General features: G+C 63.7%; 20 protein-coding genes. 9 read left to right on the top strand and 11 right to left on the bottom strand.

The features are described 5' to 3' along the window. Positions 1-5 precede the first annotated feature (5 nt). Positions 6-4907: an NAD-glutamate dehydrogenase gene (locus ACZ881_RS06245; protein ID WP_476113356.1), complete on the top strand. Its 4902-nt coding sequence runs from the start codon at positions 6-8 to the stop codon at positions 4905-4907. 103 nt (positions 4908-5010) lie between these two features. Next, on the top strand, positions 5011-5232 hold the full coding sequence (locus ACZ881_RS06250) for a hypothetical protein (protein ID WP_017198995.1): 222 nt from the start codon (positions 5011-5013) through the stop codon (positions 5230-5232). Positions 5233-5419: 187 nt separating this feature from the next. On the opposite strand, the gene ACZ881_RS06255 is transcribed toward ACZ881_RS06250, so the two are convergent. The 3 genes from ACZ881_RS06255 to ACZ881_RS06265 all read right to left on the bottom strand — a co-directional run bounded on the left by ACZ881_RS06255 (position 5420) and on the right by ACZ881_RS06265 (position 9196). Beyond that, positions 5420-5668, bottom strand: a complete 249-nt coding sequence (locus ACZ881_RS06255) for a hypothetical protein (RefSeq protein WP_476113359.1) — start codon at positions 5666-5668, stop codon at positions 5420-5422. Between the two features lie 199 nt (positions 5669-5867). Then, entirely contained in the window at positions 5868-7460 is a 1593-nt protein-coding gene (gene hutH / locus ACZ881_RS06260) for a histidine ammonia-lyase (RefSeq protein WP_476113361.1), read from the bottom strand. Between the two features lie 8 nt (positions 7461-7468). Further along, positions 7469-9196: a urocanate hydratase gene (locus ACZ881_RS06265; RefSeq protein WP_476113363.1), complete on the bottom strand. Its 1728-nt coding sequence runs from the start codon at positions 9194-9196 to the stop codon at positions 7469-7471. 162 nt (positions 9197-9358) lie between these two features. Here ACZ881_RS06265 and ACZ881_RS06270 point away from each other — a divergent pair, with 162 nt between their 5' ends. Beyond that, positions 9359-9796 carry an SRPBCC family protein gene (locus ACZ881_RS06270; protein WP_476113365.1) on the top strand — a complete coding sequence of 146 codons (438 nt, stop codon included), beginning with the start codon at positions 9359-9361 and terminating at the stop codon, positions 9794-9796. Here the strand turns inward: ACZ881_RS06270 and ACZ881_RS06275 are convergent. Next, entirely contained in the window at positions 9793-10599 is an 807-nt protein-coding gene (locus ACZ881_RS06275; protein ID WP_054809310.1) for an IclR family transcriptional regulator, read from the bottom strand. The genes ACZ881_RS06270 and ACZ881_RS06275 overlap by 4 nt on opposite strands. 271 nt (positions 10600-10870) lie before the next feature. Here ACZ881_RS06275 and ACZ881_RS06280 point away from each other — a divergent pair, with 271 nt between their 5' ends. Beyond that, the gene (locus tag ACZ881_RS06280) at positions 10871-12307 is read left to right on the top strand and encodes an amino acid permease (RefSeq protein WP_476113368.1); all 1437 of its coding nucleotides are present in this window, start codon (positions 10871-10873) and stop codon (positions 12305-12307) included. An 81-nt stretch (positions 12308-12388) separates the two neighbouring features. Here ACZ881_RS06280 and ACZ881_RS06285 read toward each other — a convergent pair whose 3' ends face one another. Then, entirely contained in the window at positions 12389-13252 is an 864-nt protein-coding gene (locus ACZ881_RS06285) for an SDR family oxidoreductase (RefSeq protein WP_476113370.1), read from the bottom strand. A 106-nt stretch (positions 13253-13358) separates the two neighbouring features. Between ACZ881_RS06285 and ACZ881_RS06290 the strand changes: the two genes are divergently transcribed. Beyond that, entirely contained in the window at positions 13359-13724 is a 366-nt protein-coding gene (locus ACZ881_RS06290; protein WP_476113373.1) for a winged helix-turn-helix transcriptional regulator, read from the top strand. 94 nt (positions 13725-13818) lie between these two features. Here ACZ881_RS06290 and ACZ881_RS06295 read toward each other — a convergent pair whose 3' ends face one another. Both ACZ881_RS06295 and ACZ881_RS06300 read right to left on the bottom strand, forming a co-directional pair. Then, complete coding sequence (locus ACZ881_RS06295; protein WP_091464813.1) at positions 13819-14568, bottom strand: 3-hydroxybutyrate dehydrogenase; 750 nt, start codon at positions 14566-14568, stop codon at positions 13819-13821. Positions 14569-14572: 4 nt separating this feature from the next. Next, entirely contained in the window at positions 14573-15961 is a 1389-nt protein-coding gene (locus tag ACZ881_RS06300) for an MFS transporter (protein WP_091467451.1), read from the bottom strand. A gap of 137 nt (positions 15962-16098) precedes the next feature. On the opposite strand from ACZ881_RS06300, the gene ACZ881_RS06305 reads away from it, so the two are divergent. From ACZ881_RS06305 to ACZ881_RS06315, 3 genes are all read left to right on the top strand, one after another. Then, positions 16099-16995, top strand: coding sequence for a LysR family transcriptional regulator (locus ACZ881_RS06305; RefSeq protein ID WP_179017598.1), 897 nt, complete (start codon positions 16099-16101; stop codon positions 16993-16995). A gap of 140 nt (positions 16996-17135) precedes the next feature. Further along, the gene (locus ACZ881_RS06310) at positions 17136-18857 is read left to right on the top strand and encodes an ABC transporter ATP-binding protein (protein ID WP_476113377.1); all 1722 of its coding nucleotides are present in this window, start codon (positions 17136-17138) and stop codon (positions 18855-18857) included. Further along, positions 18854-20608: an ABC transporter ATP-binding protein gene (locus ACZ881_RS06315; RefSeq protein WP_476113380.1), complete on the top strand. Its 1755-nt coding sequence runs from the start codon at positions 18854-18856 to the stop codon at positions 20606-20608. The genes ACZ881_RS06310 and ACZ881_RS06315 overlap by 4 nt, the downstream gene beginning before the upstream one ends. Here ACZ881_RS06315 and ACZ881_RS06320 read toward each other — a convergent pair. Then, positions 20591-21511, bottom strand: coding sequence for a spermidine synthase (locus ACZ881_RS06320; protein ID WP_091464808.1), 921 nt, complete (start codon positions 21509-21511; stop codon positions 20591-20593). The genes ACZ881_RS06315 and ACZ881_RS06320 overlap by 18 nt on opposite strands. Before the next feature lie 118 nt (positions 21512-21629). Between ACZ881_RS06320 and ACZ881_RS06325 the strand changes: the two genes are divergently transcribed. Further along, entirely contained in the window at positions 21630-21800 is a 171-nt protein-coding gene (locus ACZ881_RS06325) for a hypothetical protein (RefSeq protein ID WP_166660204.1), read from the top strand. A 32-nt stretch (positions 21801-21832) separates the two neighbouring features. Here the strand turns inward: ACZ881_RS06325 and ACZ881_RS06330 are convergent, their stop codons facing one another. The 3 genes from ACZ881_RS06330 to ACZ881_RS06340 all read right to left on the bottom strand — a co-directional run bounded on the left by ACZ881_RS06330 (position 21833) and on the right by ACZ881_RS06340 (position 24471). Next, entirely contained in the window at positions 21833-22687 is an 855-nt protein-coding gene (locus ACZ881_RS06330) for a sucrase ferredoxin (protein ID WP_476113887.1), read from the bottom strand. A 96-nt stretch (positions 22688-22783) separates the two neighbouring features. Next, positions 22784-23989, bottom strand: coding sequence for a cupin domain-containing protein (locus tag ACZ881_RS06335; RefSeq protein ID WP_476113383.1), 1206 nt, complete (start codon positions 23987-23989; stop codon positions 22784-22786). Positions 23990-23991: 2 nt separating this feature from the next. Further along, a complete protein-coding gene (locus ACZ881_RS06340; protein WP_476113385.1) occupies positions 23992-24471 on the bottom strand; it encodes a hypothetical protein in 480 nt (159 codons plus the stop codon). Positions 24472-24587 lie beyond the last annotated feature (116 nt).

The following is a 24587-nucleotide window of genomic DNA, read 5'->3' on the forward strand; positions in this document are numbered from 1 at the left end:
CGGAAATGTCACCCAGGGTGGAGCCGGCGGACGGATTCCTGACCGACTACTACGAGCACGTTTCAGAGGACGACGTCCGCTACTACACCCCCGAAACGCTGCTGGAACGTGCCCGCTACCACCGAACTTTGGCCGAACGACGCGAACCGGGGCAAGCCGTGATCGGGGTCCTGAACGAGTCCGATGCCAGCGTTGTTGCGATCGTCGCCGATGACATGCCCTATCTTCTCCCCTCCGTTACTGCAGAGATCGCCAGGGACACCGCTTCCATCCGGCTTTTGGTCCATCCGACCTTCAGCGTCGAGCGCGACCCCGTCACGCACCGCCTGACCGAAGTCCACAGGGCACCGCACCGCACGGCACTGCCCACCGGCGTCGAACCTTCCAATACAGGCTCCCCGGCCGGGCCGGCCACCCAACAACAGCACGACGGCGGACTGCTCACCGAGGCGTGGATGGCGATCGAGATCCCACGGCTCCCGGATGAGGCGGCGGCGGAGCTCCTTGTCGGGCGGCTACGGGGAGTCCTGCAGGATGTTCGGTCCGCGGCAGAGGACACCGAAGCAATGCACCAGGAACTCGCAAGCCTCGTCAGGGCATTGGGCGAACTTGCACCATCAGACGCCGAAGCCAAGGAAGCCCAGGAGCTGCTGGCGTGGCTGGGTGAGGGGAACTTTGTCTTCCTCGGGTACCGCGGGCAGCATGGGCTTGGCTTGCTGCGGGAACCAGGAGAGGACTCCTACAGAGGCTTTCCAGAGGCGGAGTCCCGCCTCCTCACGCTCACCAAGTCCACACAGCGCTCTACGGTCCTGCGCCGGGCTTACCTCGACGAAATAAGCATCGCCACGAACGGGACAGAAACGACCGGCACAGGAATGGGCCGCGAGCATACCTTTGTGGGCCTTTTCTCCCCCAGCTCCACATCGCACTCAGCCTTGGAGATTCCGGTCATCCGCGACACCGTGAACAACGTTTTGCAGGCCTTCGGCTACCCGCCAAGCTCGCATCACGGCAAGGAGCTCCTGGCGGTCATGGAGTCGTATCCGCGGGACGAACTGTTCCATATCGACGCCGCACAACTGGCTGCCCATGCCCGCGAGATCCTGCGCTTGCAAGAACGCCACAGCACACGGCTGTTCCTGCGCCCGGACTCCTATGGACGGTTCATGACAGCGCTCGTGTTCCTCCCGCGCCGCAGGTACAGCACCGCCGTCAGGCTCAACATTGAACGTGAATTGCGCGAGGCCTTCGGCTCGGACTCCATCGAGTTTGAGCTCCGTTTGGGCGAATCCGCCATGGCCAGGGTCTTCTTCCGCGTGCTGTTACCGCATGCGGCGTCGCCGCATCAGGGGACTCCCGGCGTCGTAAATGCTCTGGTCCTGGAGCCGCGGATTATCGCCGCCACCAGGACCTGGGCGCAGGGCCTCGCCGAGGCGCTGCAGGCGCGATACCCGTCCGGCGAAGCGGCCCTGCTCTCCCGACAGTGGGCTGCCGCGTTCCCTCCCAGCTATAAGGCCGATTACGAGGTGGAAGACGCTGTTGAGGACATCTCGAAGTTCGAGAGCTTCCCGGCCGAACCAAGCGAAGAAAGCGACCCGCTGCTGACGGTCTACAAGCGTCCCGGCACTGCCGTCCTCACGGAGGATGCCCGCATCCGTCTGTACCTGACCCGGCCACAGAGTCTCACCCAGATCCTGCCGTTCTTCCATAATCTTGGCTTGAGGGTCCTGGACCAACGGCCGTTCGACGTGCAGCGTGAGGACGGCCGGCAGTTCTTCCTCTACGACCTGGGGCTCAAGTACCCGCGCGGAGTGGACCCGTTGGCCACCGGGGATCTGTTGGCCAGTTCGTTCTGCGCCGCTATGCGGGGGGACGCCGAGTCGGACGCCTTTGATGCCCTGGTCATCAAGGAAGGCATCGACTGGCGGAGGGTGGCTATCCTGCGTGCGTATGCAAAGTACCTGCGGCAGCTGGGGAGCACTAACTCTTACGGCTTCATCGCAGACACCCTCCGGGCAAACACGAAGGCAACACATGCGCTGCTGGAGCTCTTCGAGGCGAAGTTCAACCCGGACAACTACGCGCCGGACCTGTTTGATCCAGAACTCATCAGCCACCCGCACCAGACTGACGGCGACGTTTTCGAGGAAGGCAGCAGCGAACTGAGCCATCGGACGCAGGCCATCCACGCAGCCCGAACCAAACTGGCAGAAGCGATTGACGCTATCCCTGTCCTGGATGCCGACCGCCTCCTCCGGACACTTTCCAGCCTGGTGGAAGCCACACTGCGCACCAATTTCTACTTGGACAAACCGTACGTCAGCTTCAAACTCAATCCGTCCAGCATTGCGGCGGCCCCGGCGCCCCGGCCAAGGTTCGAAATCTGGGTCTACTCACCACGGGTTGAAGGGGTCCACTTGCGCTTCGGACCGATAGCCCGCGGTGGACTCCGATGGTCGGACAGGCGCGAAGACTTCCGCACGGAAATCCTTGGGCTGGTGAAGGCGCAGACAGTCAAGAACGCCGTGATTGTTCCCACGGGTGCAAAGGGCGGTTTCTTTCCCAAGCGGCTCCCCGATCCGATGGAGGACCGCGCGGCCTGGCTCGCGGAGGGCCAGGAAAGCTACCGGACCTTCATACGCGGGCTGCTGGACGTGACGGACAACCTGGTGCCGGATCCCGACGGCGGCGCCAACGGTCGCGTCGAGACGCCGCCGCGCGTGGTGCGGCACGACGGCGACGACTACTACCTTGTTGTCGCTGCGGATAAGGGAACAGCCGCCTTCTCGGACCTCGCCAATGCCATTGCCGTGGAGTACGGTTTTTGGCTTGGAGACGCCTTCGCTTCCGGTGGATCGGTGGGGTACGACCACAAGCAGATGGGCATTACGGCCCGCGGCGCCTGGGTATCCGTGCGGCACCATTTCAGCGAACTGACGATCGATTCCCGGGCCGAGGACTTCACCGTGGTGGGCATCGGGGATATGAGTGGCGATGTCTTCGGCAATGGCATGCTCCTCTCCAACCACATCAAGCTGGTAGCCGCGTTCGATCACCGGCACATCTTCCTGGACCCCAGACCAGATCCCATGGTGTCCTACGCAGAGCGGGAACGCCTCTTCAAACTGCCCCGTTCCAGTTGGGCAGACTACGATCGCACCAAACTAAGCCACGGCGGCGGCGTCTTCGCGCGTACGGACAAGTCCATCCGGATCACTGAAGAGGTCAGGCTCGCCCTGGGTTTGGAAGAGGGCCCCGGATTGACGGAGAACGCGGATCCAGAGGGGCAGTTGGCCCTGAGCCCGCCGGAGCTTCTGAGGGCGATCCTCATGGCGCCGATAGACCTCCTGTACAACGGCGGAATCGGCACCTACGTCAAGGCGTCCACGGAGTCCCACGCCGACGTCGGGGATAAAGCGAACGATGCCATCCGCGTCGATGGCAACCAACTCCGGACCCACATCATCGCCGAAGGCGGCAACCTCGGCGTCACGCAGCGCGGCAGGATCGAGGCTGCGCTGGCTGGCGTCCTGGTGAACACTGACGCGATCGACAATTCAGCGGGCGTGGATTGCTCCGACCACGAGGTTAACATCAAGATCTTCCTGGACCGCATGATCGCCGCGGGCAGGATGTCCGCCGGGGAACGGCCGGCGTTCCTTCATTCCCTGCAGGCCGAAGTCGGCCGGCTGGTGCTCAGGACCAACGATGACCAAAACGTCCTACTCCTCAATGACAAGCAATTAGCCGTCGAATGGAGCCCCAGCTTCGAAAGGACCATGGACTGGCTGGAGACCGTCACGGACCTGGACCGGGGATTGGAGTTTCTCCCGAGCAACGAGGAACTGCAGGCCCGCGTCCTCACGGGCAAGGGATTAACCACTCCCGAACTTGCGGTGCTGGCCGCCTACGCCAAGATCGAGCTCGCCCGCGAACTCACTGAGGGCGGCCTCGCCGACGATCCCTGGTTCTCGCAGACACTCCGCGACTATTTCCCCCAACAGGTTTCGGAACGGTTCGGCGAACATCTCTCCACGCATCCGCTCCGCCGGGAAATCGTAGCCACAGTGTTGGCCAACGACATGATCAATATGGGTGGCATCGCCTTCGCTTTCCGGGCCATGGAAGAGACCACCGTGTCAGCGGCGGCCGTAGCGCGCGCCTTCGTGGTGATGCGGAAAATCTGGGATCTGGATTCTGTCACGCAGGCCATCGCCCAACTGCCGGCCAGCACACCCAGCGAGCATGGCTCCGCCGTCGCGCTGGACATGCGCCGGCTGCTTGACCGCTCCGTGCGGTGGTACGTGACCCACGACTTCCGCGATAAACCCATTGCCGACGCCCTGGAACGACTGGAACATCCCATGTCCTTGATGCGGGGCAGCTTCACCGGGCTCCTCCACGGCATCAACCTTGCGCATTCCCTGAAGCGCCTTGCGCACACGGACGCCGTGGGGTTGCCCCGCCCTTTGGGGATCCGTGCTTCAGAACTCCTGGTCAGCTATGGCCTGCTGGACATCTCGGCTATTGCCGAGGAGCTTCAGGAACCGGCGGACGCGGTGGCAGAGGTGTACTTCGCAGTCTTCGAGCGGATTTCCGCCATCCCTTTGCTGGAACACATCACCATGCTCCCGCGCGATACCCACTGGGAGTCGTTGGCGAGAGCCGCGTTGAGGGACGACATGTATCTGGTGCTGGCCGATATGACCAAAGCCGTGGTCCGGCACACGCCGCGCACCCCGGCTGCGGCTGACCCTGTGGAAAGGATTATGGATTGGGAGCACGGAAACATCGAACAACTGGCGCGCATCCAAGAGACCATCCAGGAGGCTATTAAGCCAGGTCCGGTGGATATTGCCGCACTTTCGGTGGCAGTAAAACTACTCCGCGCCATGGTTCGCAGATGAGACCCGGATCACTGAGCTGCCGGTCATCTTACAAATACTTGACGCTCACACTCTATGATTGATGGGTCGCCCTCGCATGCGGCAAGTAATAGGAGGCCCCCAAATGACCCCTGCAATGATTGCAGAACGCGAAATTCGCCTGTCTTTTTCCAAGGCAGACGAGATCCACGACGGACTCGACCGCGCCGTGGATGCCCTGATCGAAAACGCAGCAGCAGACGCTAACTGCGGCATTCTGGTGACCCGGCACGAACCCGGCACCTACACAGTGGCTCTGGACGAATCCGTTCCCTTCGGTCAGACCCGCGAAGTACTCGCTGCCTGATTGCCGCCCCTGACGGCACTCACGGCAACGAACAAAAAACCGGGGCCCGTCCCCCTTCCGCATATACTGCCCGCGGAAAGGGAACGAGCCCCGGTTTCTGTTTTAACAACTATCCCCACCCAAGTAGGTCGCATTTACGCGCGTTTTGAGCGTCCAAAACGCGCTTAACTGCGACTCAGTTGGGTGCCTACGCCCGGCGGAGAGTCACGCCGTCGGATTTCATGAAGAGTTCCTTGCCCTCTTCGGTAACACCCGACCCCGCGTGCTCAAGCCATACAACGTTCCCGCTTCCGGAAACTTCCTCGACCCGGCCGGCGGCGATCACGTGGGCGTATTTGACCACTTCCACCCGCTCGCCAACTTTCAGCGTCTTCCAGTCGGTAACCATAGCCGTGTGAGCGCTTCGCCTGGACAGGACTGCTCCGCGTGCCTTCATTGAACTTCTACCCCTTTGTGGATGTTCTCTGTTGTGTATTGAGTTGTGTCAACGGTTGACCGTCAGGCCCACGACATCGTTGGCGTGGACGTGACGTACACCATAAGTTTTACTACATTTGCCACGCCCCGGTGCTTGCGTTGCGAACAAAGACCGGGGCGTGACAAATATGCCCATCAAATGAGCGTTTTATTCGACATCAGGCCAAAATCCCGACGGCGGATTCGGCGGCCGCGCGGACCGCTCCGGAGCCAACCAAACGGTCAGCTGCTTCCAGTTCCGGCGACAGGAACCGGTCGGTGCCCGGGCCTTGGACCACTTCACGAAGCACCTCAAGGACGGCCGTACCGGCGGGACCAGGGGTGAGTTCGCCGTCGGACATTTGCGTCCGCATGTCAATGGCGCGGGCGCTGGTGACAAGCTCGACGGCGAGCACGCGGCGGAGGTTCTCCACCGCCTTGCGCAGCTTCCGGGCAGCGTGCCAGCCCATGGACACGTGGTCTTCCTGCATTGCGGAGCTCGGGATGGAGTCCACGGATGCCGGAACGGCGAGGCGCTTGTTGTCCGAAACCAGGCCTGCCTGCGTGTACTGGGCGATCATCAGGCCGGAATCGACGCCGGGATCTCCGGCGAGGAAAGCCGGAAGTCCGTGTGAACGGGCCGGATCAAGCATGCGGTCGGTGCGACGCTCGGCGATGGAGCTGAGGTCCGCCACCGCAATGGCCAGGAAGTCCAGGACATAGGCCACGGGAGCGCCGTGGAAGTTGCCGTTGGACGTGACGCGGCCGTCCGGGAGGACCACCGGGTTGTCGATCGCTGCAGCGAGTTCGCGGGAAGCCACCAGCGCGGCGTGGTCCACGGTGTCGCGGACAGCCCCGGCAACCTGCGGGGCACAACGCAGCGAGTAGGCGTCCTGGACCTTGGTGTCGTTGATCCGGTGGGACGCGACGATGGGCGAATTGGAGAGCACGCGCAGCATGTTGTCAGCGCTGGCAGTCTGGCCCGGGTGGGGACGCAGTGCTGCGTGGAGCTCCGGGAGGAATACCTGGTCAGTACCGAGCAATGCCTCGACGCTCAGCGCTGCGGTGACATCCGCCGTCGCAAGCAGCAAACGGATGTCGGCGATGGCCATCAGGAGCATACCCAGCATGCCTTCGGTGCCGTTGACGAGGGCCAGGCCCTCTTTCTCCGCCAGCGTGACCGGCTCGATGCCGTGCTGCGCGAGCAGCTCAGCGACAGGCGGCTTGCCAGCGATTCCGTAGAGTTCGCCGTCGGGACCCGTTGCTTCGCCTTCGCCCATGAGGACCAGCGCGCAATGGGACAGCGGGGCGAGGTCGCCGGAGCAACCGAGCGAACCGAACTCGCGGACCAGCGGGGTGATACCGGCGTTGAGGACGTCCACCATGGTCTGCAGGACCACCGGCCGGACGCCTGTGCGGCCGGAGGCCAGGGTCTTGGCGCGGAGGAACATGATGCCGCGGACCACTTCGCGTTCCACGGCCGGACCCATGCCGGCGGCGTGGCTGCGGATCAGCGACTTCTGCAGCTGGGTGCGGAGATCGTTGGGGATATGGCGGTTGGCCAGCGCGCCGAAGCCCGTGGAAATGCCGTACGCCGGGACATCGCTGGTAGCGAGATCGTCAATGTGGGCGCGGACCTTGGCGACGTTGTCCAGGGCTTCCTGGGAAATGGTCACCTTGGCGTCGTGGCGGGCGACGGCGACGACGTCTTCCGGGGTGACGCCGCTGGAGCCGAGGGTGACGGTGAGCTGTTCGTGGGTTGTGGTAGTCACTTTGTTGCCTACTTCTCGTTCATTGGGATGCGGACGCCGCGTTCGTTGGCGACCTCGACGGCGCGGTCGTAGCCGGCATCGACGTGGCGGATGACGCCCATGCCGGGGTCGTTGGTCAGGAGCCGTTCGAGCTTTTCCGCGGCCAGGTCCGTGCCGTCAGCGACGGAGACCTGCCCGGCGTGCAGCGACCGGCCAATACCGACACCGCCGCCGTGATGGATCGACACCCAGGTAGCACCCGAAGAGGTGTTGATCAGGGCGTTGAGCAACGGCCAGTCAGCAACCGCGTCCGAACCATCGGCCATGGACTCGGTCTCCCGGTACGGGGACGCCACCGAGCCCGAATCCAGGTGATCACGGCCGATCACGATCGGGGCCTTGACCTTGCCCTCGGCAACGAGCTGGTTGAACAGCAGGCCGGCCTTGGCGCGTTCGCCGTACCCAAGCCAGCAAATACGCGCCGGCAAACCCTCGAACTCCACCCGGTCCGCAGCAGCATCCAACCACTTGTGCAGGTGCTTGTTCTCCGGGAACAACTCCTTGATGGCTTTGTCCGTGACGGCAATGTCTTCCGGGTCCCCCGACAGCGCAACCCAGCGGAACGGGCCCAAACCCTCGCAGAACAACGGACGAATATAGGCCGGAACGAAGCCGGGGAACTCAAACGCCCGCTCGTACCCGCCCGTGCGTGCCTCGTCACGGATCGAGTTGCCGTAATCAAACACCTCAGCACCAGCGTCCTGGAACTCCACCATCGCCTGGACCTGCCGTGCCATGGACGCCTGGGCTTTCTTGGTGAACCCTTCCGGATCCGCCGCGGCCTCAACATGCCACTCCGCCACGGTAATACCCTCCGGCAGGTAGGACAGAGGATCATGGGCACTGGTCTGGTCCGTGACCACATCAAAGGTCACCTCCCCGGCCTTATGCCGACGCAGCAGTTCCGGGAAAACCTCCGCGGCGTTGCCCACATACCCCACAGACCAGCCGCGGCGCTCGTCCTTCGCGGCTTGGACCTTCTTGATCGCAGCATCCAAATCGGTTTCGACCTCGTCCAGGTACCGCTTACCCACACGCCGGCGCAGGCGGGACTCGTCGACGTCGACAATCAGGCACGCGCCGTCGTTCAACGTCACCGCCAGCGGCTGCGCCCCGCCCATGCCACCACAACCACCGGTCAACGTCAGCGTCCCGGCCAACGGGCCCTCCGTGGAACCCTCCGCGGCGGGGGCCGGGTGACGGCCCTCCGCAGCCAGCTTGTTCCCCACCGCAGCGAACGTCTCATACGTGCCCTGCAGGATGCCCTGCGTACCGATGTAAATCCACGACCCGGCCGTCATCTGCCCATACATCATCAAACCCTCAGCCTCGAGACGGCGGAACTCAGGCCACGTCGCCCAATCCCCCACCAGGTTCGAGTTCGCCAGGAGAACGCGCGGAGCCCACTCATGAGTACGGAACACACCCACCGGCTTGCCCGACTGCACCAGGAGCGTCTCATCCTTCTCCATCGTCTCCAACGTCCGGGTAATCGCATCAAACGCAGCCCACGAACGGACAGCACGACCCGTGCCGCCGTAAACCACCAGATCATCCGGACGCTCAGCAACCTCCGGATCCAGGTTATTCATCAACATGCGCAACGGCGCCTCGGTCTGCCACGACTTGGCAGTAAGCTCAGTACCCCGCGCGGCCTTAACCGGACGGGCACCAGTAGTGAAATCGGCGGGTGCCATGGTGACTCCTTCGTCTGTGGGAAGTATGTGGTGGAAAGATCTTCTGCTTCTACTAAAGCCCCTTTATCCTGCGGCCGGAACGGCTTTTGGAGTGGTGCTGTCCGGGATTACAGACCCGCTCACCCCCTCGCATTCGCGCGACAAAAGGAGCATGCTGGACGCATGGGAACGCACCGGGTAACCACGCTCGTCGCCGCGCCGCCCGAGCGCGTCTTCGCAGCATGGACGGATCTTGACCGGTTTCCGGAATGGATCGGCGGAGTAACCCGGGTGACGGACCGCGTGGGCTCCATCGACCAGGCCGGCAGCCGCTACACGGTCTGGTTCGGGCGGATGGCCAGCCCCACCGAAATCCTTGAGGTTGAGCGGCCTTGGCACATCCGCACCCGCTTCGGCAATGCCATCCTGAAGGGCGAGTCAGATGTGCGGTTTGCCAGCGAGGGGCAGGGCACGCGCATCCACCAGGAATTCGTGACCCGGGGGTTTATCGCCGGAATCTTCGGGCGGCTGTTCGCCATGGGCTCCTACCGCGGCAGCTTCCGGGGCGAGCTGGAGACTTTCCGAAAACTCGTCGAGCGCGATGCCTTGGGGCTGGGTTAGCCTGCGGGGCGGCCGTGGATCCGTACGGACAGTTCGTCTGCCGCTTTGCGGATGCGGGCAGCCAGGACCGGCCATTGCTCAGCCGGCACTTTGTCCTCCAGGAACGTGACGGCGACTGCCGCCGTCGGCCATCCCACATGGTCCGTCACGGCGGCCGCGATGGAACCGAAACCCGGCGTGATTTCGCCGTTTTCCGTGGCGTAGCCGCGTTGCCGAACCTGATCCAGATGGGATGACAACGCGGAGTACTTCATGATGGGAAACTCGACTTCGTGTCGCGAGGTGAAGGCCGCGGCATTCGGATACAGCGCGCGAACTTGCGATTTTGGTAGCGCGGCAAGGATCGCGCGGCCCGAGGCGGTGAGGTGGCTGGGCAGGCGGACGCCGACGTCGGTCACCAGGCTCGGGCGGTTCTTGGCGCGTTCCTCCACGATGTAGAGAACGTCGCGCCCGTGGAGCACCGCCAAGTGCGCGCTCTCACCGATGACGTCCACCAGCGAGGCGAGCATCGGCCGTCCGAGCCGCGATAACGGCTCCTGCCGCGAGTACGCCGAGCTGAGCTCGAATGCGCTGATGCCAAGCCCGTAACGCTGTTCCTCGTGCAGATGGAGGACAAAGCCATTCGCCTCCATCACGCCGAGCAGGTGGTACACACTGGATCGCGGCAGGCCGAGCGCTGTTGCAATGTTCGACGCCGCCATGGGACCACGGCGCGAGGCCAACAGCTTGAGGATGCGCAGCGTATTTTCGGCGGCCGGGACTTTGGACGTGGCTTTGCCTGATGCGGTTGGCGTGCTTGTCATGGTTCCTCGCTGCTCGGATTTCGGGATCGTCGAACCGTTGCTGTCCGGTATCCCGTACTCTAGCGTGCACCCTTCGCAGGCCAATCACCAGCACGGACCGGTCAACAGCGTCCGGAATACCGGACACTCCCCGAACCATGCTCCCGGCGAGTGGTGCCGTTGGCCCACTGTCTGCGATCAAAGACACCAAAGCCTCGTGAGTCCGATCACAAGGCGCCCAAAAGTGATCTGCTGGATAGCGATCCCCTCCCAAAGACGAGAAGGTTTTACTATGCAACAAACCAAGCTGGCTGCGGAGAGCTCTGTCCTCCAAGCCGCAGGTACGGCGCTCAGCCGAGGCCTCAACGTCCGTCACATACGCTTCATGGCGCTCGGCTCTGCGATCGGCACCGGCCTCTTCTACGGCTCCGCCTCCGCCATCCAGAAAGCCGGTCCTGCCGTCCTGCTGGCCTACATCATCGGCGGTGCGGCCGTGTTCATGGTGATGCGCGCCCTCGGTGAGATGGCTGTCCGACACCCCGTTTCCGGCTCGTTCGGCCAGTACGCAAGCAAATATCTGGGCCCGTTCGCCGGGTTCGTGACCGGGTGGACGTACGTGTTCGAGATGGCGATCGTAGCCATAGCCGACGTCACCGCCTTCAGTATCTATATGGGCTTCTGGTTCCCACAGGTGGACAGATGGATCTGGGTGCTCGCGATCATCCTGTTCCTGGGCGCCATGAACCTGCTCAGCGTGAAAGTGTTTGGCGAACTGGAGTTCTGGTTCTCGCTCATCAAGGTGGTGGCGATCATCGCCATGATCGTGGGCGGCGCAGCGATCGTCGTGTTCGGCTTCCAAACGGGCGACGGCGGTGACGTGGCACCGGGACTTGGGAACCTTGTGAATCACGGTGGTTTGTTCCCGAACGGTTTCGAGGGGCTCCTGGCCGCGTTCGCCGTCGTGATGTTTGCCTTTGGCGGGATCGAAACGATCGGTATCACGGCGGGCGAAGCCACAAACCCCAAGAAGGTCATCCCGCAGGCAGTTAATACTGTGCCCGTCCGCGTTTTGTTGTTCTACGTACTGACTCTGGGCGTGCTGATGAGCATCTTCCCGTGGAACGAAATCGGAAGCAGCGGCAGTCCGTTCGTGCAGATCTTCGATGGCCTGGGCATTCCTGCCGCACCTCACATTCTCAACGCCGTGGTCATCACAGCCGCTCTCTCGGCGATCAACAGCGACATTTTCGGGGCCGGACGCATCCTCTTCGGCCTGGCCCAGCAGGGACACGCACCCAAGAGCTTCAGCAAGATCTCCCGACACGGCGTTCCATGGATGACCGTGGTAATGATGGGCGGCATCCTGCTGGTGGGCGTCGTGCTGAATGCGGTCATTCCGGAGGACGTGTTCGTGCTCATCGCCTCCATCGCTACCTTCGCCACCGTGTGGGTCTGGGTGATGATTCTTGCTTCGCACGTCGCCATGAAACGGGAGATCAAGCGCAAGGGCCTGCCGGCGTCGGAATTCGGTTCTCCGCTGTGGCCGGTCGCATCCATCCTGACCATGGCGTTCATGGCAATGGTGATCGTGATCCTCGGCGTCTTCGAGGACACTCGGGTTGCGTTGTACGTTGGCGGCACCTGGCTCGTGCTGCTCTTCGTGGCCTACAAGCTGTGGGTTCGCGGTGGTGGTCTGCGCCGGGCAGAGCTGGTGGACGAGACAGCCTGATTTCCCGCGCCGAAACTACAGTTAATGCCAATGTTCACGCCGAACATTGGCATTAACTGTCAGCTCGTGAGGAGGCTCGGCTCAGATGGCAGCAGCAGCGGAGCGCACGGCCTCGGACAAGGCAGTTGCCGGGCGCCCGATTAGTTTCCTGAGATCACCGGTGGTCACCAAAAGGTCGCCGCGGCCAATCCCCAGATCGGTATCGGCCAGGATCTGCGCGAAAACTTCCGGTACCCCTGCGCCAGTCAGGAGATCGGCGTATTGGTCTGCCGGAAGGTCGCGGTATTCGATGGACTTGCCTGATGCGGCGCTAATTTCGGCGGCCAGCTCGTCCAAGGTAAATGCCTCGTCCCCGCCCAACTCGTAGATCTTGCCGGCCTGGTGCTCCGCAACCAGAACTGCGGCCGCAGCTTGCGCATAGTCTGCGCGGGAGGCACCGCTAACCTTGCCGTTTCCGGCACTGCCCGCAAGCGTTCCCTGCGCCAGCGTTCCCGGCAACTGGTCGGTGTAGTTCTCGATGTACCAACTGTTGCGAAGGAGTGCGAAGGGGACGCCGGATTCTTTGAGGATGGATTCCGTGGCCTGGTGCTCTGTGGCCAGCTTCATGCGGGTGGTGTCTGCGTTGGCAATGCTGGTGTAGGCGAGAAGCTCGACACCCTCGGCCTTTGCCGCCTCGATAACCGCGCGGTGCTGATCTACCCGCTGGCCGACGGCGCTTCCCGAAATGAGAAGGACCTTGGTGGCACCCTTAAGCGCCTGGGCGACCGACGCAACGTCGTCGTAGTCCATTGCAACGGCGCGAACGCCGCGAGCAACGAAATTGGACAGCTTTTCGATGGAGCGCCCGGTGGCGACAATGCTGTCAGCGGGCACATTGCGTTCAAGGAGGGCCTCTATGACGTGACGGCCCAGCTGGCCTGTTGCTCCGGTAATGACGATGCTCATGACGGGTTCCTTTCAAGGAAGTTAATGGGTCGGTCACCGATCACAACCAACGCTTCCGCAGATAACTTCCCGAAAGAGAGTACGCACTTTAAGGTAAGGTACTGACATGAAAGTAAGTACCCTCCCGTCCACCGTCGCCGACGGCGTCTTCCCTGCAGGCTGCCCCAGCCGAACAGTACTGGACCACATCACCAGCAAATGGGGAGTGCTGATCCTGCTTTCGCTTTCCGAAGGCGATCAGCGATGGAGCGAATTGCGACGACGCGCTGAGGGCGTCAGCGAAAAAATGCTGGCCCAAACCCTGAAAACGCTCGAACGGGACGGGTTGGTACGCCGCGACGCACAACCCGTCATCCCGCCGCGCGTGGACTACAGCCTGACTGAACGCGGCCGCGAGCTGACGGCACTGCTTATACCTTTGGTGACCTGGGCCTTCGATAATGCCGAGGCAATCATCGGCGGCCAAAGTTAGCCCGGATCTCCGCGCCGAAACTACAGTTAATGCCAATGTTCACGCAGAACATTGGCATTAACTGTCAGCTCGCGGGGCGGGGGGCGGGGTGGAACTATCGCGCGGACCAGCCACCGTCCATGGTGTAGCTCGCGCCGGTGACCATGCCGGCGTCGTCGGAGGCCATCCACGCTGCCAGCGACGCGACTTCCTCCACCTCCACGAGCCGTTTCACAGCAGACTCCGTGAGCATCACCTTGGCCAGGACCTCGGCTTCGGGGATGCCGTGGAGCCGGGCCTGATCGGCGATCTGCTTCTCCACCAAGGGCGTCCGCACGTAACCAGGGTTGATGCAATTGGACGTGACGCCATGCTCTCCACCCTCCAAGGCGGTGACCTTGCTCAGCCCTTCGAGCCCATGCTTCGCCGAAACGTAAGCGCTTTTGTAGGCGGAGGCGCGCAAGCCATGGACGGACGAGATGTTGATAATCCGGCCGAATCCGTTGGCGTACATGTGCGGGAGGGCGGCCCTGATGAGGAGGAACGGTGCCTCCAGCATCAGGGCCAGGATCCGCCGGAACTCCGCAGGTTCGAACTCCTCGATCGGGGCAACTTTCTGGATGCCGGCGTTGTTGACCAGGATGTCGCAGTCGAGGCTGAGGGCGGCCAGGGCGTCGACGTCCAGGAGATCCACCGTCCAGGCTGTGCCGCCCAACTCGTCGGCGAGGGCCGCAGCTCCGGAGGCATCGACGTCGGCCACTACTACTTTCGCCCCGCGGGCGGCGAGCGCCCGCGCGCAGGCTGCCCCGATTCCGCTCGCCCCGCCGGTAACCAGTGCCTTGCGTCCGTTCAGGGAGTTGTCCATGGAGCTAGCCTTTCGACGTAGATGCAGTGGCCAGTCCGTGACGGATGGCGTCGGCCTGGTCCACTTCCTGCAGGGCGATGCCCTTGGTCTCCTTCAGCGAAACAACTGCGACGACGGTGACGGCGCAAGCAACCACGAGGTAGATCGCTGTGGGAACCCAGGAGCCAGTGTCCTTGAGCCATTGTGTGGCCAGCAACGGCGCGAGCGAGCCCGCGAAAATCGACGTGACCTGCGAGCCGAGCGAAACACCGGAGTAGCGCATCCGGGTGGGGAAGAGCTCGGACATGATGGCCGGCTGGCCAGCGTACATGAACGCGTGCAAGCACAGGCCGATGGTCACGGCGAGGACGATGATCACTGCGTTCCTGGTGTCGAACATGGGGAAGGCGAAGAACGGCCAGGTTGCGCCGGTGATCGCGCCCACCAGATACACGGGCTTGCGTCCCCACGAGTCCACCAGACGCCCGACCTGCGGGATGACCAGGAAGTGAATGACGTGGGCTATCAGGAGTGCCAGGAGGAGCGATGAGGTGTCGTACTTGTGGACGCTCTTGAGGTACACGATCGCGAAGCTCACCACGAGGTAGTACATGATGTTCTCCGCGAAGCGGAGGCCCATGGCCTGGAGGATCCCCTTGGGGTACTTGCGGATGACTTCGCCGACGCCGTAGCTAATGGCTTTGGACTCTTCCACCTGCGCCTTGGCTTCGAGGAAGATGGGGGCTTCGGTGACGTGGGTGCGGATGTAGTAGCCGACGAACACGATCACTGCGGACAGCCAGAACGCTACGCGCCAGCCCCAGCCGAGGAAGGCTTCGCTGCTGAGCACTGTGGACATGGTGAACAGGACGGCGGTGGCCAGGAGGTTACCTACCGGCACTGCTGCTTGCGGCCACGATGACCAGAAACCGCGGGATTTGTTGGGGCTGTGCTCAGCTACCAGCAGCACAGCACCTCCCCATTCACCGCCGAGCGCGAAGCCCTGGATGAAGCGGAGCGCCACCAGCATGGCCGGTGCCCAGTAGCCGATCTCCACGAAGCCCGGGAGGCAGCCCATCAGGAAGGTGGAAACACCCACGATCACGATGGTCAGCTGCAGGGTGGGCTTGCGTCCCAGCTTGTCGCCGATCTGGCCGAACACGATGCCGCCGAGCGGACGGGCCACGAAGCCAACCGCGTAGGTAATGAACGCCTGGATGATGCCGTCCAGTTCATTGCCTGTGCTCGGGAAGAAGTACTTGCCGAAAACCAACGTGGCGGCCGTGGCGTACAGGAAGAACTCATACCACTCCACCACGGTGCCCACCATCGACGCCGCGACGATCTTCTTGAGTCCGGAACCTTCGCCGGCGCCTTTCCCTGCTTTTGATGCGGAGCGCTGCTCTACGCTCATATCCATCTCCTCAGTGTCCTCTTTGACCCTTTTGAACGTGATGTGATCCACAACACGAAATGCTCCACTGAGTATTGCTGCAGATTCTCCCGCGCTCAATGACCAAAGTGGCACCCTATGTGTGCAGAATTGCAGATATGAATCCGAACCCCGACGACCTCCTCATCTTCCTCGCCGTCTCACGTTCAGGAAAATTCACGACGGCGGCCCAAGCCTTGGGGCTCAACCACACCACGGTTTCGCGCAGGATAGCGGCGCTGGAGAAGGCGCTGGGCGGCAGGGTCCTCGCGCGTGCGGCCGGTGGTTGGGAAGTGACCGAGCTGGGTGCCGAAGCCGTACTTGTCGCTGAGCGGATTGAAGCTGCGGTGAGCGCGCTGGGACCGAGCGACCGTGCCCCAGACCCCATCACCGGCGTCGTACGCATGACCGCGACTGATGGCTTCAGCGCTTATATCGCCGCACCAGCAGTGGCCCGCTTGCGACGCGAACATCCCGGACTCAGCGTTGAGATCGTGACCGTGACGCGAAGGGCGTTGCAACAGCGCTCGGGGCTGGACATCGAAGTGGTGGTGGGGACGCCGCAGGTTCACCGGGCCGAGGCGATCCAACTGGGCGAGTACCGGCTGGGGATGTATGCCTCGCGCGCTTACCTGGCAGACAACGGAACGCCTTCCAGCATTGAGGAACTCACGCAGCACCAACTGGTCTATTTTGTTGACTCCATGCTGCAAGTGGATGACCTGGACGCTCCCCGCAGGCTTGTCCCGACCATGCGTGACGGCCTGAGTTCCACCAACGTTTTCGTGCATGTGGAAGCTACCCGGGCCGGCGCCGGCGTGGGCTTCCTGCCGTGCTTCATGGCCGATCGGCACGCTGACCTGGTGCGGCTGCTGCCGTCGGACTTCGCCGAGCTGCTCCCCTATTGGATGGTCCTCCGCCCGGACTCGATGCGCCGCCCTGCGGTAGCCGCCGTCGTGCAGGCTTTGCGGGAGGAGACGGAGCAGCGGCGGGAGGAGCTGCTCGGCGCTGAGTAGCGCGCCGAGGTGGCAGACCGCGCCGAGGTGGCACTTAATGCCGATGTTCCGCGAAAACATGGGCATCAGCTGCCATCTCGGCGGGAGGTGGGCGGGTAATGTGGCCATCTTGAAGTAAGGCGAGCCTTACTATGGTAAGCATGCCCTCCAGTTCGGCCTCCCGGCTCTTCAGCTTCACCTTGTTCGCCAACGGCCGCTGGAAGCTGCTGTTGGCGGGCTGCGCCGGACTCTCCCTGCATCAGGTCAGCGAGGCTTTGGTGCCGGCTACCATCGGCGCCGCGGTGGACAACGCCGTTAAACCGAACGACGCCGGCGCCCTCCTGGGGTGGCTAGGTGCCTTGGCTGTGGTGTTCGTTGTGCTGGCTCTCTCGTGGCGCTTCGGCACCCTGGCCACGGAGCGCTCCTTTAACTACGGCTCGCATGATCTCCGCCAACTGGTGGTGGAGCGGACACTTCATCCCCGCGGCATGGCCGCCCGACGGGCACCGGGCGAAATCGTAGCCATAGCTTCTTCCGACGCCGACAGGGTTGCCGGGCTGTCCTGGCTGATCAGCGGTGGCCTTGCTGCGGCCGCCGGTGTGATCACATCGGCCGTCACCCTCCTGCTCATCTCAGTACTTCTGGGGCTTGCCGTTCTCCTTGCAACACCGGTGATGCTGCTGGTGATGCACCGGCTCACCAAACCGCTCGAAAACCGCAGCGACGTGGAGCAGTCCACAGCAGCTCGCGCGGGCGCCTTGGCCACGGATTTCATAACCGGCTCCCGCCCATTGAAAGGGCTAGGCGCAGAGGACGCTGCCATCGCGCGCTATCGTGCCGAAAGCCGGGCGTCGCTGACGTCCGCCCTGAAGGCCATCCGCGCCAAGTCCGCTTACACGGGCGCGAGCACAGCACTGTCCGCAGCGTTCCTGGCCGGTATCGCCTTTTTTGCAGCATGGTTTGCGCTCCAAGGCAGCATCACGGTGGGGCAGTTGGTGGCCGTTGTTGGAGTGGCGCAGTTTGTTCAGGGACCCATGACCGGGCTCGGTTTCGTGAGCGTCGAACTCGCCGGCAAACGCGCCTCCGCCGCACGCATAGCAGTGTTGCTGGAAGAACCCGAAGCGGTGCCCGCACCCGAAGCAGCGGAACGTTCGACGACGGCAATCGGCTCAGTCTCGCCGGCAAACCCACCGGGCGGACCAGCTCCGCTGCTGGAGCTCTTGCCGAGCACTACGCACACTGCTTTCCCGCCTTTCACGGCGTCCGCCGGCGAAATTGTGGGGGTCGTCCTTCCGGACAGCACACAAGCGCGGCAGTTGGTAGACACTTTGGGCTTTCGCACACCCTCTCCCCGCGGCGTAGTGTCCATCGACGGCCACGATGCCGCAGACCTCGACCCCCACCACGCCCGTTCAAGGGTCTTCGCCGACAACCATGACGGGGTCCTCTTTAGCGGCAGTATCCGCGACAACGTGGCAGTAGCCGACGCCGAACTGACGGAACGCGCCATGGCGGCTGCCGCCGTCGAGGATTTCGTGTCACAACTGCCGGAAGGCACCGAGACCGTCCTGACCGGGCATGGCCAGAGCCTGTCCGGTGGGCAGCGCCAGCGGCTGGTTCTTGGCCGCTCGCTGCACCAGCAACAGCCCGTGCTGGTCCTGCATGACCCCACCACCGCCGTCGACACTGCCACCGAAGCCGTCATCGCGGACGGTCTGCGGAACTTCCCGGACAAAGCTTTGGTGCTGGTCACCACGAGTCCCACGCTGCTGGCCATCTGCGATCGGGTGGTGGTGGGCGGAGCCGGTGGGGCACCGGAAACCGGTACGCACCGGGAACTTCTCGCCAAGTCGGCTGGTTACCGGGAAGTGGTGGGCTCGTGAACTCGGAAATCCTGCCTATAGCCACCCCTCGCGAGACCCGGAAAGCAATGTGGCGCCTGTTGGCGCAACGCCCCGGTAGGCTCACCCTCACCATCTTCGTGTTGCTGGCGGCATCCTGTTGCGGCTTGGCAGCCCCGGCACTTCTGGGCGTCATGGTCAACATTGCAGCATCCGGAGGGGACGTCTTGTCCCTGCTGTGGCTGGCCATCGGCTTGCTGGTGGCCGGTGGCCTGGGCGCACTGCTGGGCATCGTGGGCCAGAACCTCCTGGCCCGTATCTGCGAGGAAGCGCTCGCCGGGCTGCGCGAGGAAGTGTTCGCGGCAGCCGTTCGGAAGCCGCTGGCACAACTGGAAAAGGCGGGCGTCGGCGACGTCGTGGCCCGGGTGTCCGGCGATGTCGAGGCTGTCAGCGAGGCCATTTCCGGGGTGCTGCCCGCGTTCACCAGCGCAGCTTTCACCATTGGGGTGACCCTGCTGGGCTTGGGCGTCATCGACTGGCGCTTCGCGGTGGCCGTGCTCGTCGCAGCACCCCTGCAGATCTTCACCCTTCGGTGGTTCCTCAAGCGAACAGCACCCATTTACCGGACGGTCAGGATCACAGAGGCCAACCGAACCGAGCAGATCATCGAGACCGTCCATGGCTCCCCGTCTGTTGTGGCCTTGGGCCTCGGGTCACGCCATGCGGCTCTTGTGGCAGCCGCCTCGCACGAGAACATCGGCCATTCGCTGCGCGGGGTTGGTTACCTGACCCGTTTTTACAACCGCCTCAACCTTGCGGAATTGATTGGACTATCCGCGGTTCTGGTAGTGGGATTCTGGCTCCACGCCGAGGGCGCCGTCACCATCGGCGCGGCGACGGCGGCCGCACTTTACTTCTACCGGCTGTTCGATCCGATCGGGCTGGTTCTGGGGCAGTTCGATGAGCTTCAGAAAGCCGCAGCCGGATTGGGGCGCATGTTCGGCCTGACGATGTCCGCGGGGCAAACCACTGCCCCGGCCTCGCCAGCTGCCTCTGATGCCGGCATCGTCCTGGAGGATGTCACCTTTGCTTACCCGGGCCAGCGGCCAGCCCTCAAAGGAGTTTCCCTCACGGTTGGCTCGGGCGAGCGGGTGGCGATTGTCGGCACTTCCGGTGCGGGCAAGACCACATTGGCCAAAATCATCATGGGTTTGGAGCACCCCCGCAGCGGGACAGCCTGGGTGGGCGGGCTGGACTCAGCCGCCGCTGCCCCGGCGGACCTGCATCAGCGCATTGCCATGGTCAGCCAGGAGGTTCACGTCTTCTCCGGAACGCTGGCCGAGGACCTCAAGCTTGCCAAACCGGACGCTTCCCCCGCGGAACTCACACGTGCCCTGCAGGCTGTCGGGGCTGCTTGGGTTGAAACGCTCGACGACGGCTTGGAGACTTCCGTAGGCGCAGGCGGGCATCAGCTCACACCTGAGCAGGCGCAACAGCTGGCCTTGGCTCGGCTGATGCTCAAGGACCCGCCCATTGCAGTGCTCGACGAAGCCACTGCAGAAGCGGGAACCGGGTCTGCCACTATGCTCGATCAGGCTGCCGAAGCCGCGTTGGCGGGCCGGACGTCCGTGGTGATCGCGCACCGATTGTCCCAGGCAGCGTCGGCGGACACCGTGGTGGTCATGGAGCAGGGGCGGATTGTCGAGTCGGGTTCGCACCAGGAACTGCTGTCCGGCGGCGGCCGCTACGCACACCTGTGGGAAGCCTGGAACAGTTCACTCAGCCGGAACTGAGGCTTCAACCAATGGCTCGGCCGCCGGGTCGTGCCGCACCGGGATTCCCCTGGCGAATGCGCGCACTTTTGCGTCATCCCAAATGTGCGCGGGGACGCCTCCGCCCAGGAGCTTGCGGGCCAACGTGGGGTCATCGCCGAACGGCGCATGGCTGCCCGCCATGATCATGTTGCCGTAGCGGCGCCCCTTCAGCATGGCCGGATCGGCAATGATCATAGTGTGCTCGAAAGTGTCCGCGATGGTGGCAGCGTCAGCCCGGGCGTTCTTGAGGTCCGGGGCATCGCCCGAGTTCACCACATACAGTCCGTCGGGTGCGAGAACCGAGTCCGCGTGCGCTGTGAACTCCCGGGTGGTCAGGGCGCGGGGCGTGAAAGCTCCGGCGAAGACGTCGCGAATGATGAGATCCCGACTGTCCGGAGTAAGGGATTCAGTAACTTGCCGGGCTTCACCCACGCGGATCCGGAGGAAGGGCGCCTTGGGTAGATCGAACCAGCCGCGCACGTAGTCAGCCAGCTTGCCGTCGAGTTCAACAACTACCTGCCGCGCTTCAGGGTAGGCCGCGTGGAAGTAGCGGGCCATGGAGCACGCTCCCCCACCAAGATGAAGGCCACGTAGCTTGGGCTTCTGCTCGCGCGGCCAGCGCGATTCAACCAGGGCAGCGATCCAGCGCATGTACTCGAAATCCAGGAACAGCGGGTCAGCCAGGTCAATGTGCGAGCTCATGACGCCGTTGATTCTGAGAAGCCAGCCATTGGAGTTGTCCTGGTCCTGCAGCAGCTCGCAGTCGCCGGTATCGATGTAGTAGACCCCCGCGACCGGACCGTCAGGACGGGTGCCCGAAGGCACTTCGACGACTCCCGTCGTCGACCTCTGGGACCTGTTTGCCTTGCCGCGTTTCGCCACTACTTCAGCCCTGCATGAGTCATGCTCCAAGCCTAGTGGAGCGCCACATTACTCCGAACGTCCACATTGAAAGTAAGGCTACTTACCGTTTTGCCTTCAGGAGCCATATGATCTCTACATGGAACTCGGAGCATCGGTGTGGGCGGAGGTTTTGACGGTCGCAGTCGCATGGCTGACGGTGGTCTGCCTGATACTCGCTCGCGTCCCTAAGCCACCGAGCCTCCTCGATTCACCACTGGAGGGTTCACCGCTGGATATGGATCAGCCTGAAGATCCAGAGCCCCGCTAAAGCCTGGTAACCCGTGCCACGGTCCGCAAATGTCAGGTTCTGCGGATGGAAGTGGGTTCGTAAACTATCACCGAGCCCTCCATAGGCGCCCGGCAGGTGAGTTGACGTAGTGGCGTGCGACGGGCGTGCAATTCCACATCGATATGCGCCGGTTGGGGCGGCTTGCCAGTGATGTGGATGCGCCAGTGGTCGCCCTCGCGCAGCGTCTCCGTGACCAGATAATCATGCCGCCCGGCAGGGCCGAAACGTTCAATCACGGCCGCGACGGCAGCCTGCTGCGGCGGGAGGAGGTCCGTGTAACCGCGCAAGTGCTCTGCTCCGATGCGGTCGGTGAGGTGACCCTCAACAGTGGCGACGGAGGTCCCGGCGTCGAGCCCTCCGTAGTACACACCGTCGGGGACGACGACGGCGTTGGCCGCGAACCTGTCACCGCCAATGTGGGAGCATTCCCACACCAATTCCGGCCATCGCTCACTGAGCGCACGCCCCACAGGCCGGCCCCGCACTGCGCAGCAGGCGTCATGCTGCCCATGAGCGCAGACCAGGATGACCGGCGGAAGGCCGGGATCCCCGGGAGATGCCAGAGCTGAAACGATCCCTGCAAGGTCCTCGTCGCGGTTCCATGTTCCCCATAGCTGTTGATAGGCGCCAGAGCTTTGATGGCGGAGTACGGCCCAGCTGCCCGGACCATGGCGCTGACGAGCACCGAGCCGCCGGGGGCCAGGACGCCGCACAAGGAGGATCCGTGCATTCGCAGTCCGCGCGGCGGAGCTGACCAGGGCCTTGGTCGTAGCTTCAAGATCAAGGCCCTCGAAACCGTTGGGCGGCCAGGCGCCCGGATACTCTATGAGAACCCAAACCCGGCCCGGTGACGCCGTGCCTGCCATCGAGTCGCCACGCAGCCGGGCACGTTCCGCGCAGAAGAAACGGCCCGTTGCGGCAGCTGGGGATGTCACCATCTGGTGTCACTGTTCACGCCGACATCACTGTTCAATGGGGACGAGAACTCCTGCGCGTAACAGCCTCTCCACAAGTTCAACGCCGAGATCAGCCGCGCGGTGAGCCTCGCCGTCCAGCAGGCGCCGCACGGACGGCAGATCCACCTCCGGGAAGTCGAGCCAGCCGACGCGGGTAGTCAAACGTGAGCCCTCAAACCGGGCTTCAAGTGCTTCCCGAAGCCGCACCCGCGATTCCGGGCCAAGGTTCTCGACGGCCGCGAGCTGGGCCACCGGGCCAAGCGGGGCCGGGCGTCCCTGTCCCCGCCGTGCGCGTTGGAAAAGGGAAGTGGTATCAGCCTCCATGACAGCGGCGGCGAGATGTTTGCGAATCGCGGTGATCTCCCCTTCAGGACCATCGACGCCCATTGGCAAGGACCGTCGCATCCCGGGATCGTCGCATAGGGCCGCAAGAGCGGCCTGCGCCAGGTGTTCGGCCAGCGCATGGCGGGTCCAGCTGTGTATCCCCAGGGTGAGATGGATCGAGACCTTCCCCTGCGCCTGTGCGGCGTGCAGCCAACCGCGCGGCAGGTAGAGGACGTCGCCGGGCTCCAAGACGGTGTCAATATAAGGCTCACCCTGAGCGGCTTCTTCGACGGCGGAGCGGCGATCCGTCCACGGCTGGCTACGCAGTGGGTCCACGTGGACCGGCTCATGGATGATCCAACGCTTGGTCCCCTCGATCTGCAGGACGAAGACGTCGTGGACATCGTAGTGATCGTCGAAACCACGGTTCTGAGGCGGGGTGACGTATGCGTTGGCCTGCACAGGATGTCCGAGCTCGGTGCTTAGCTTTGTGCTGAAGCTCGACACAGGCTCCCACGTGCGATGCAACGCCTGCAGCACGAGGGTGGCTCCGTCGCCGAACTTGCGCCAAAGCGCTGTGTCGTCCAGCTGGTCGGAGATGGTGGCACCAACGCCTGCCGGAGAAGTGTAGGAGGACTCGGGAAGAGTGGAGCCACCCTTGGCAACGCGCAGGAAGGGTGTCCGCAGACCCCGGCGCGAAATCAGCTCGTCAACCGCGTTGGCCGAGAACAAATCAGAGAAATCGCTGACACCACGCGTGAGTAACGCGGTGCGCCCCCAGACCTCGCTGGCGAACCTCTCCTGACCGATGTCGATCAGGCGTCTTTCCAAGACCCCGGCCTCCTTCACAGCGCCGGGGTCCTGGAAATCAGTACTGGTAGAGCTCAAACTTAGCTGCCTTGTTGTCCGGCGCCGCCGTCGGCGCCGCCATCTGCACCGCCGTCGTGGGTACCCGGGACGCCGTCCGCTCCACCGTCCGCCGGGCCTTCGGCACCACCATCAGCGCCGCCGTCGGCACCACCGTCAGCACCGCCGTCGTGCGTTCCCGGGACGCCAGCCGCGCCACCGTCCGCCGGGCCTTCGGCACCACCATCAGCACCGCCGTCGGCACCACCGTCGTGCGTTCCCGGGACGCCGGCCGCGCCGCCGTCTGCCGGGCCTTCGGCACCACCATCAGCACCGCCGTCGGCACCACCGTCGTGCGTTCCCGGGACGCCGGCCGCGCCACCGTCCGCCGGGCCTTCGGCACCACCATCAGCGCCGCCGTCGGCACCACCGTCAGCACCGCCGTCGTGCGTTCCCGGGACGCCGGCCGCGCCGCCGTCTGCCGGGCCTTCCTGCTCGCTTGGATCCTGCTCTGGAATGGTCATGCTTCCTCCCGAGAATCGAATGGCGTACACAGGCTCCGGTTATCGACGCCTGATTCCAACCGGACGGGTCGTCACCGACACCGCCCGTGATCACCATATCGACATGAGTCAGCTGT

This window comes from Paenarthrobacter sp. TE3676 (assembly GCF_056279165.1).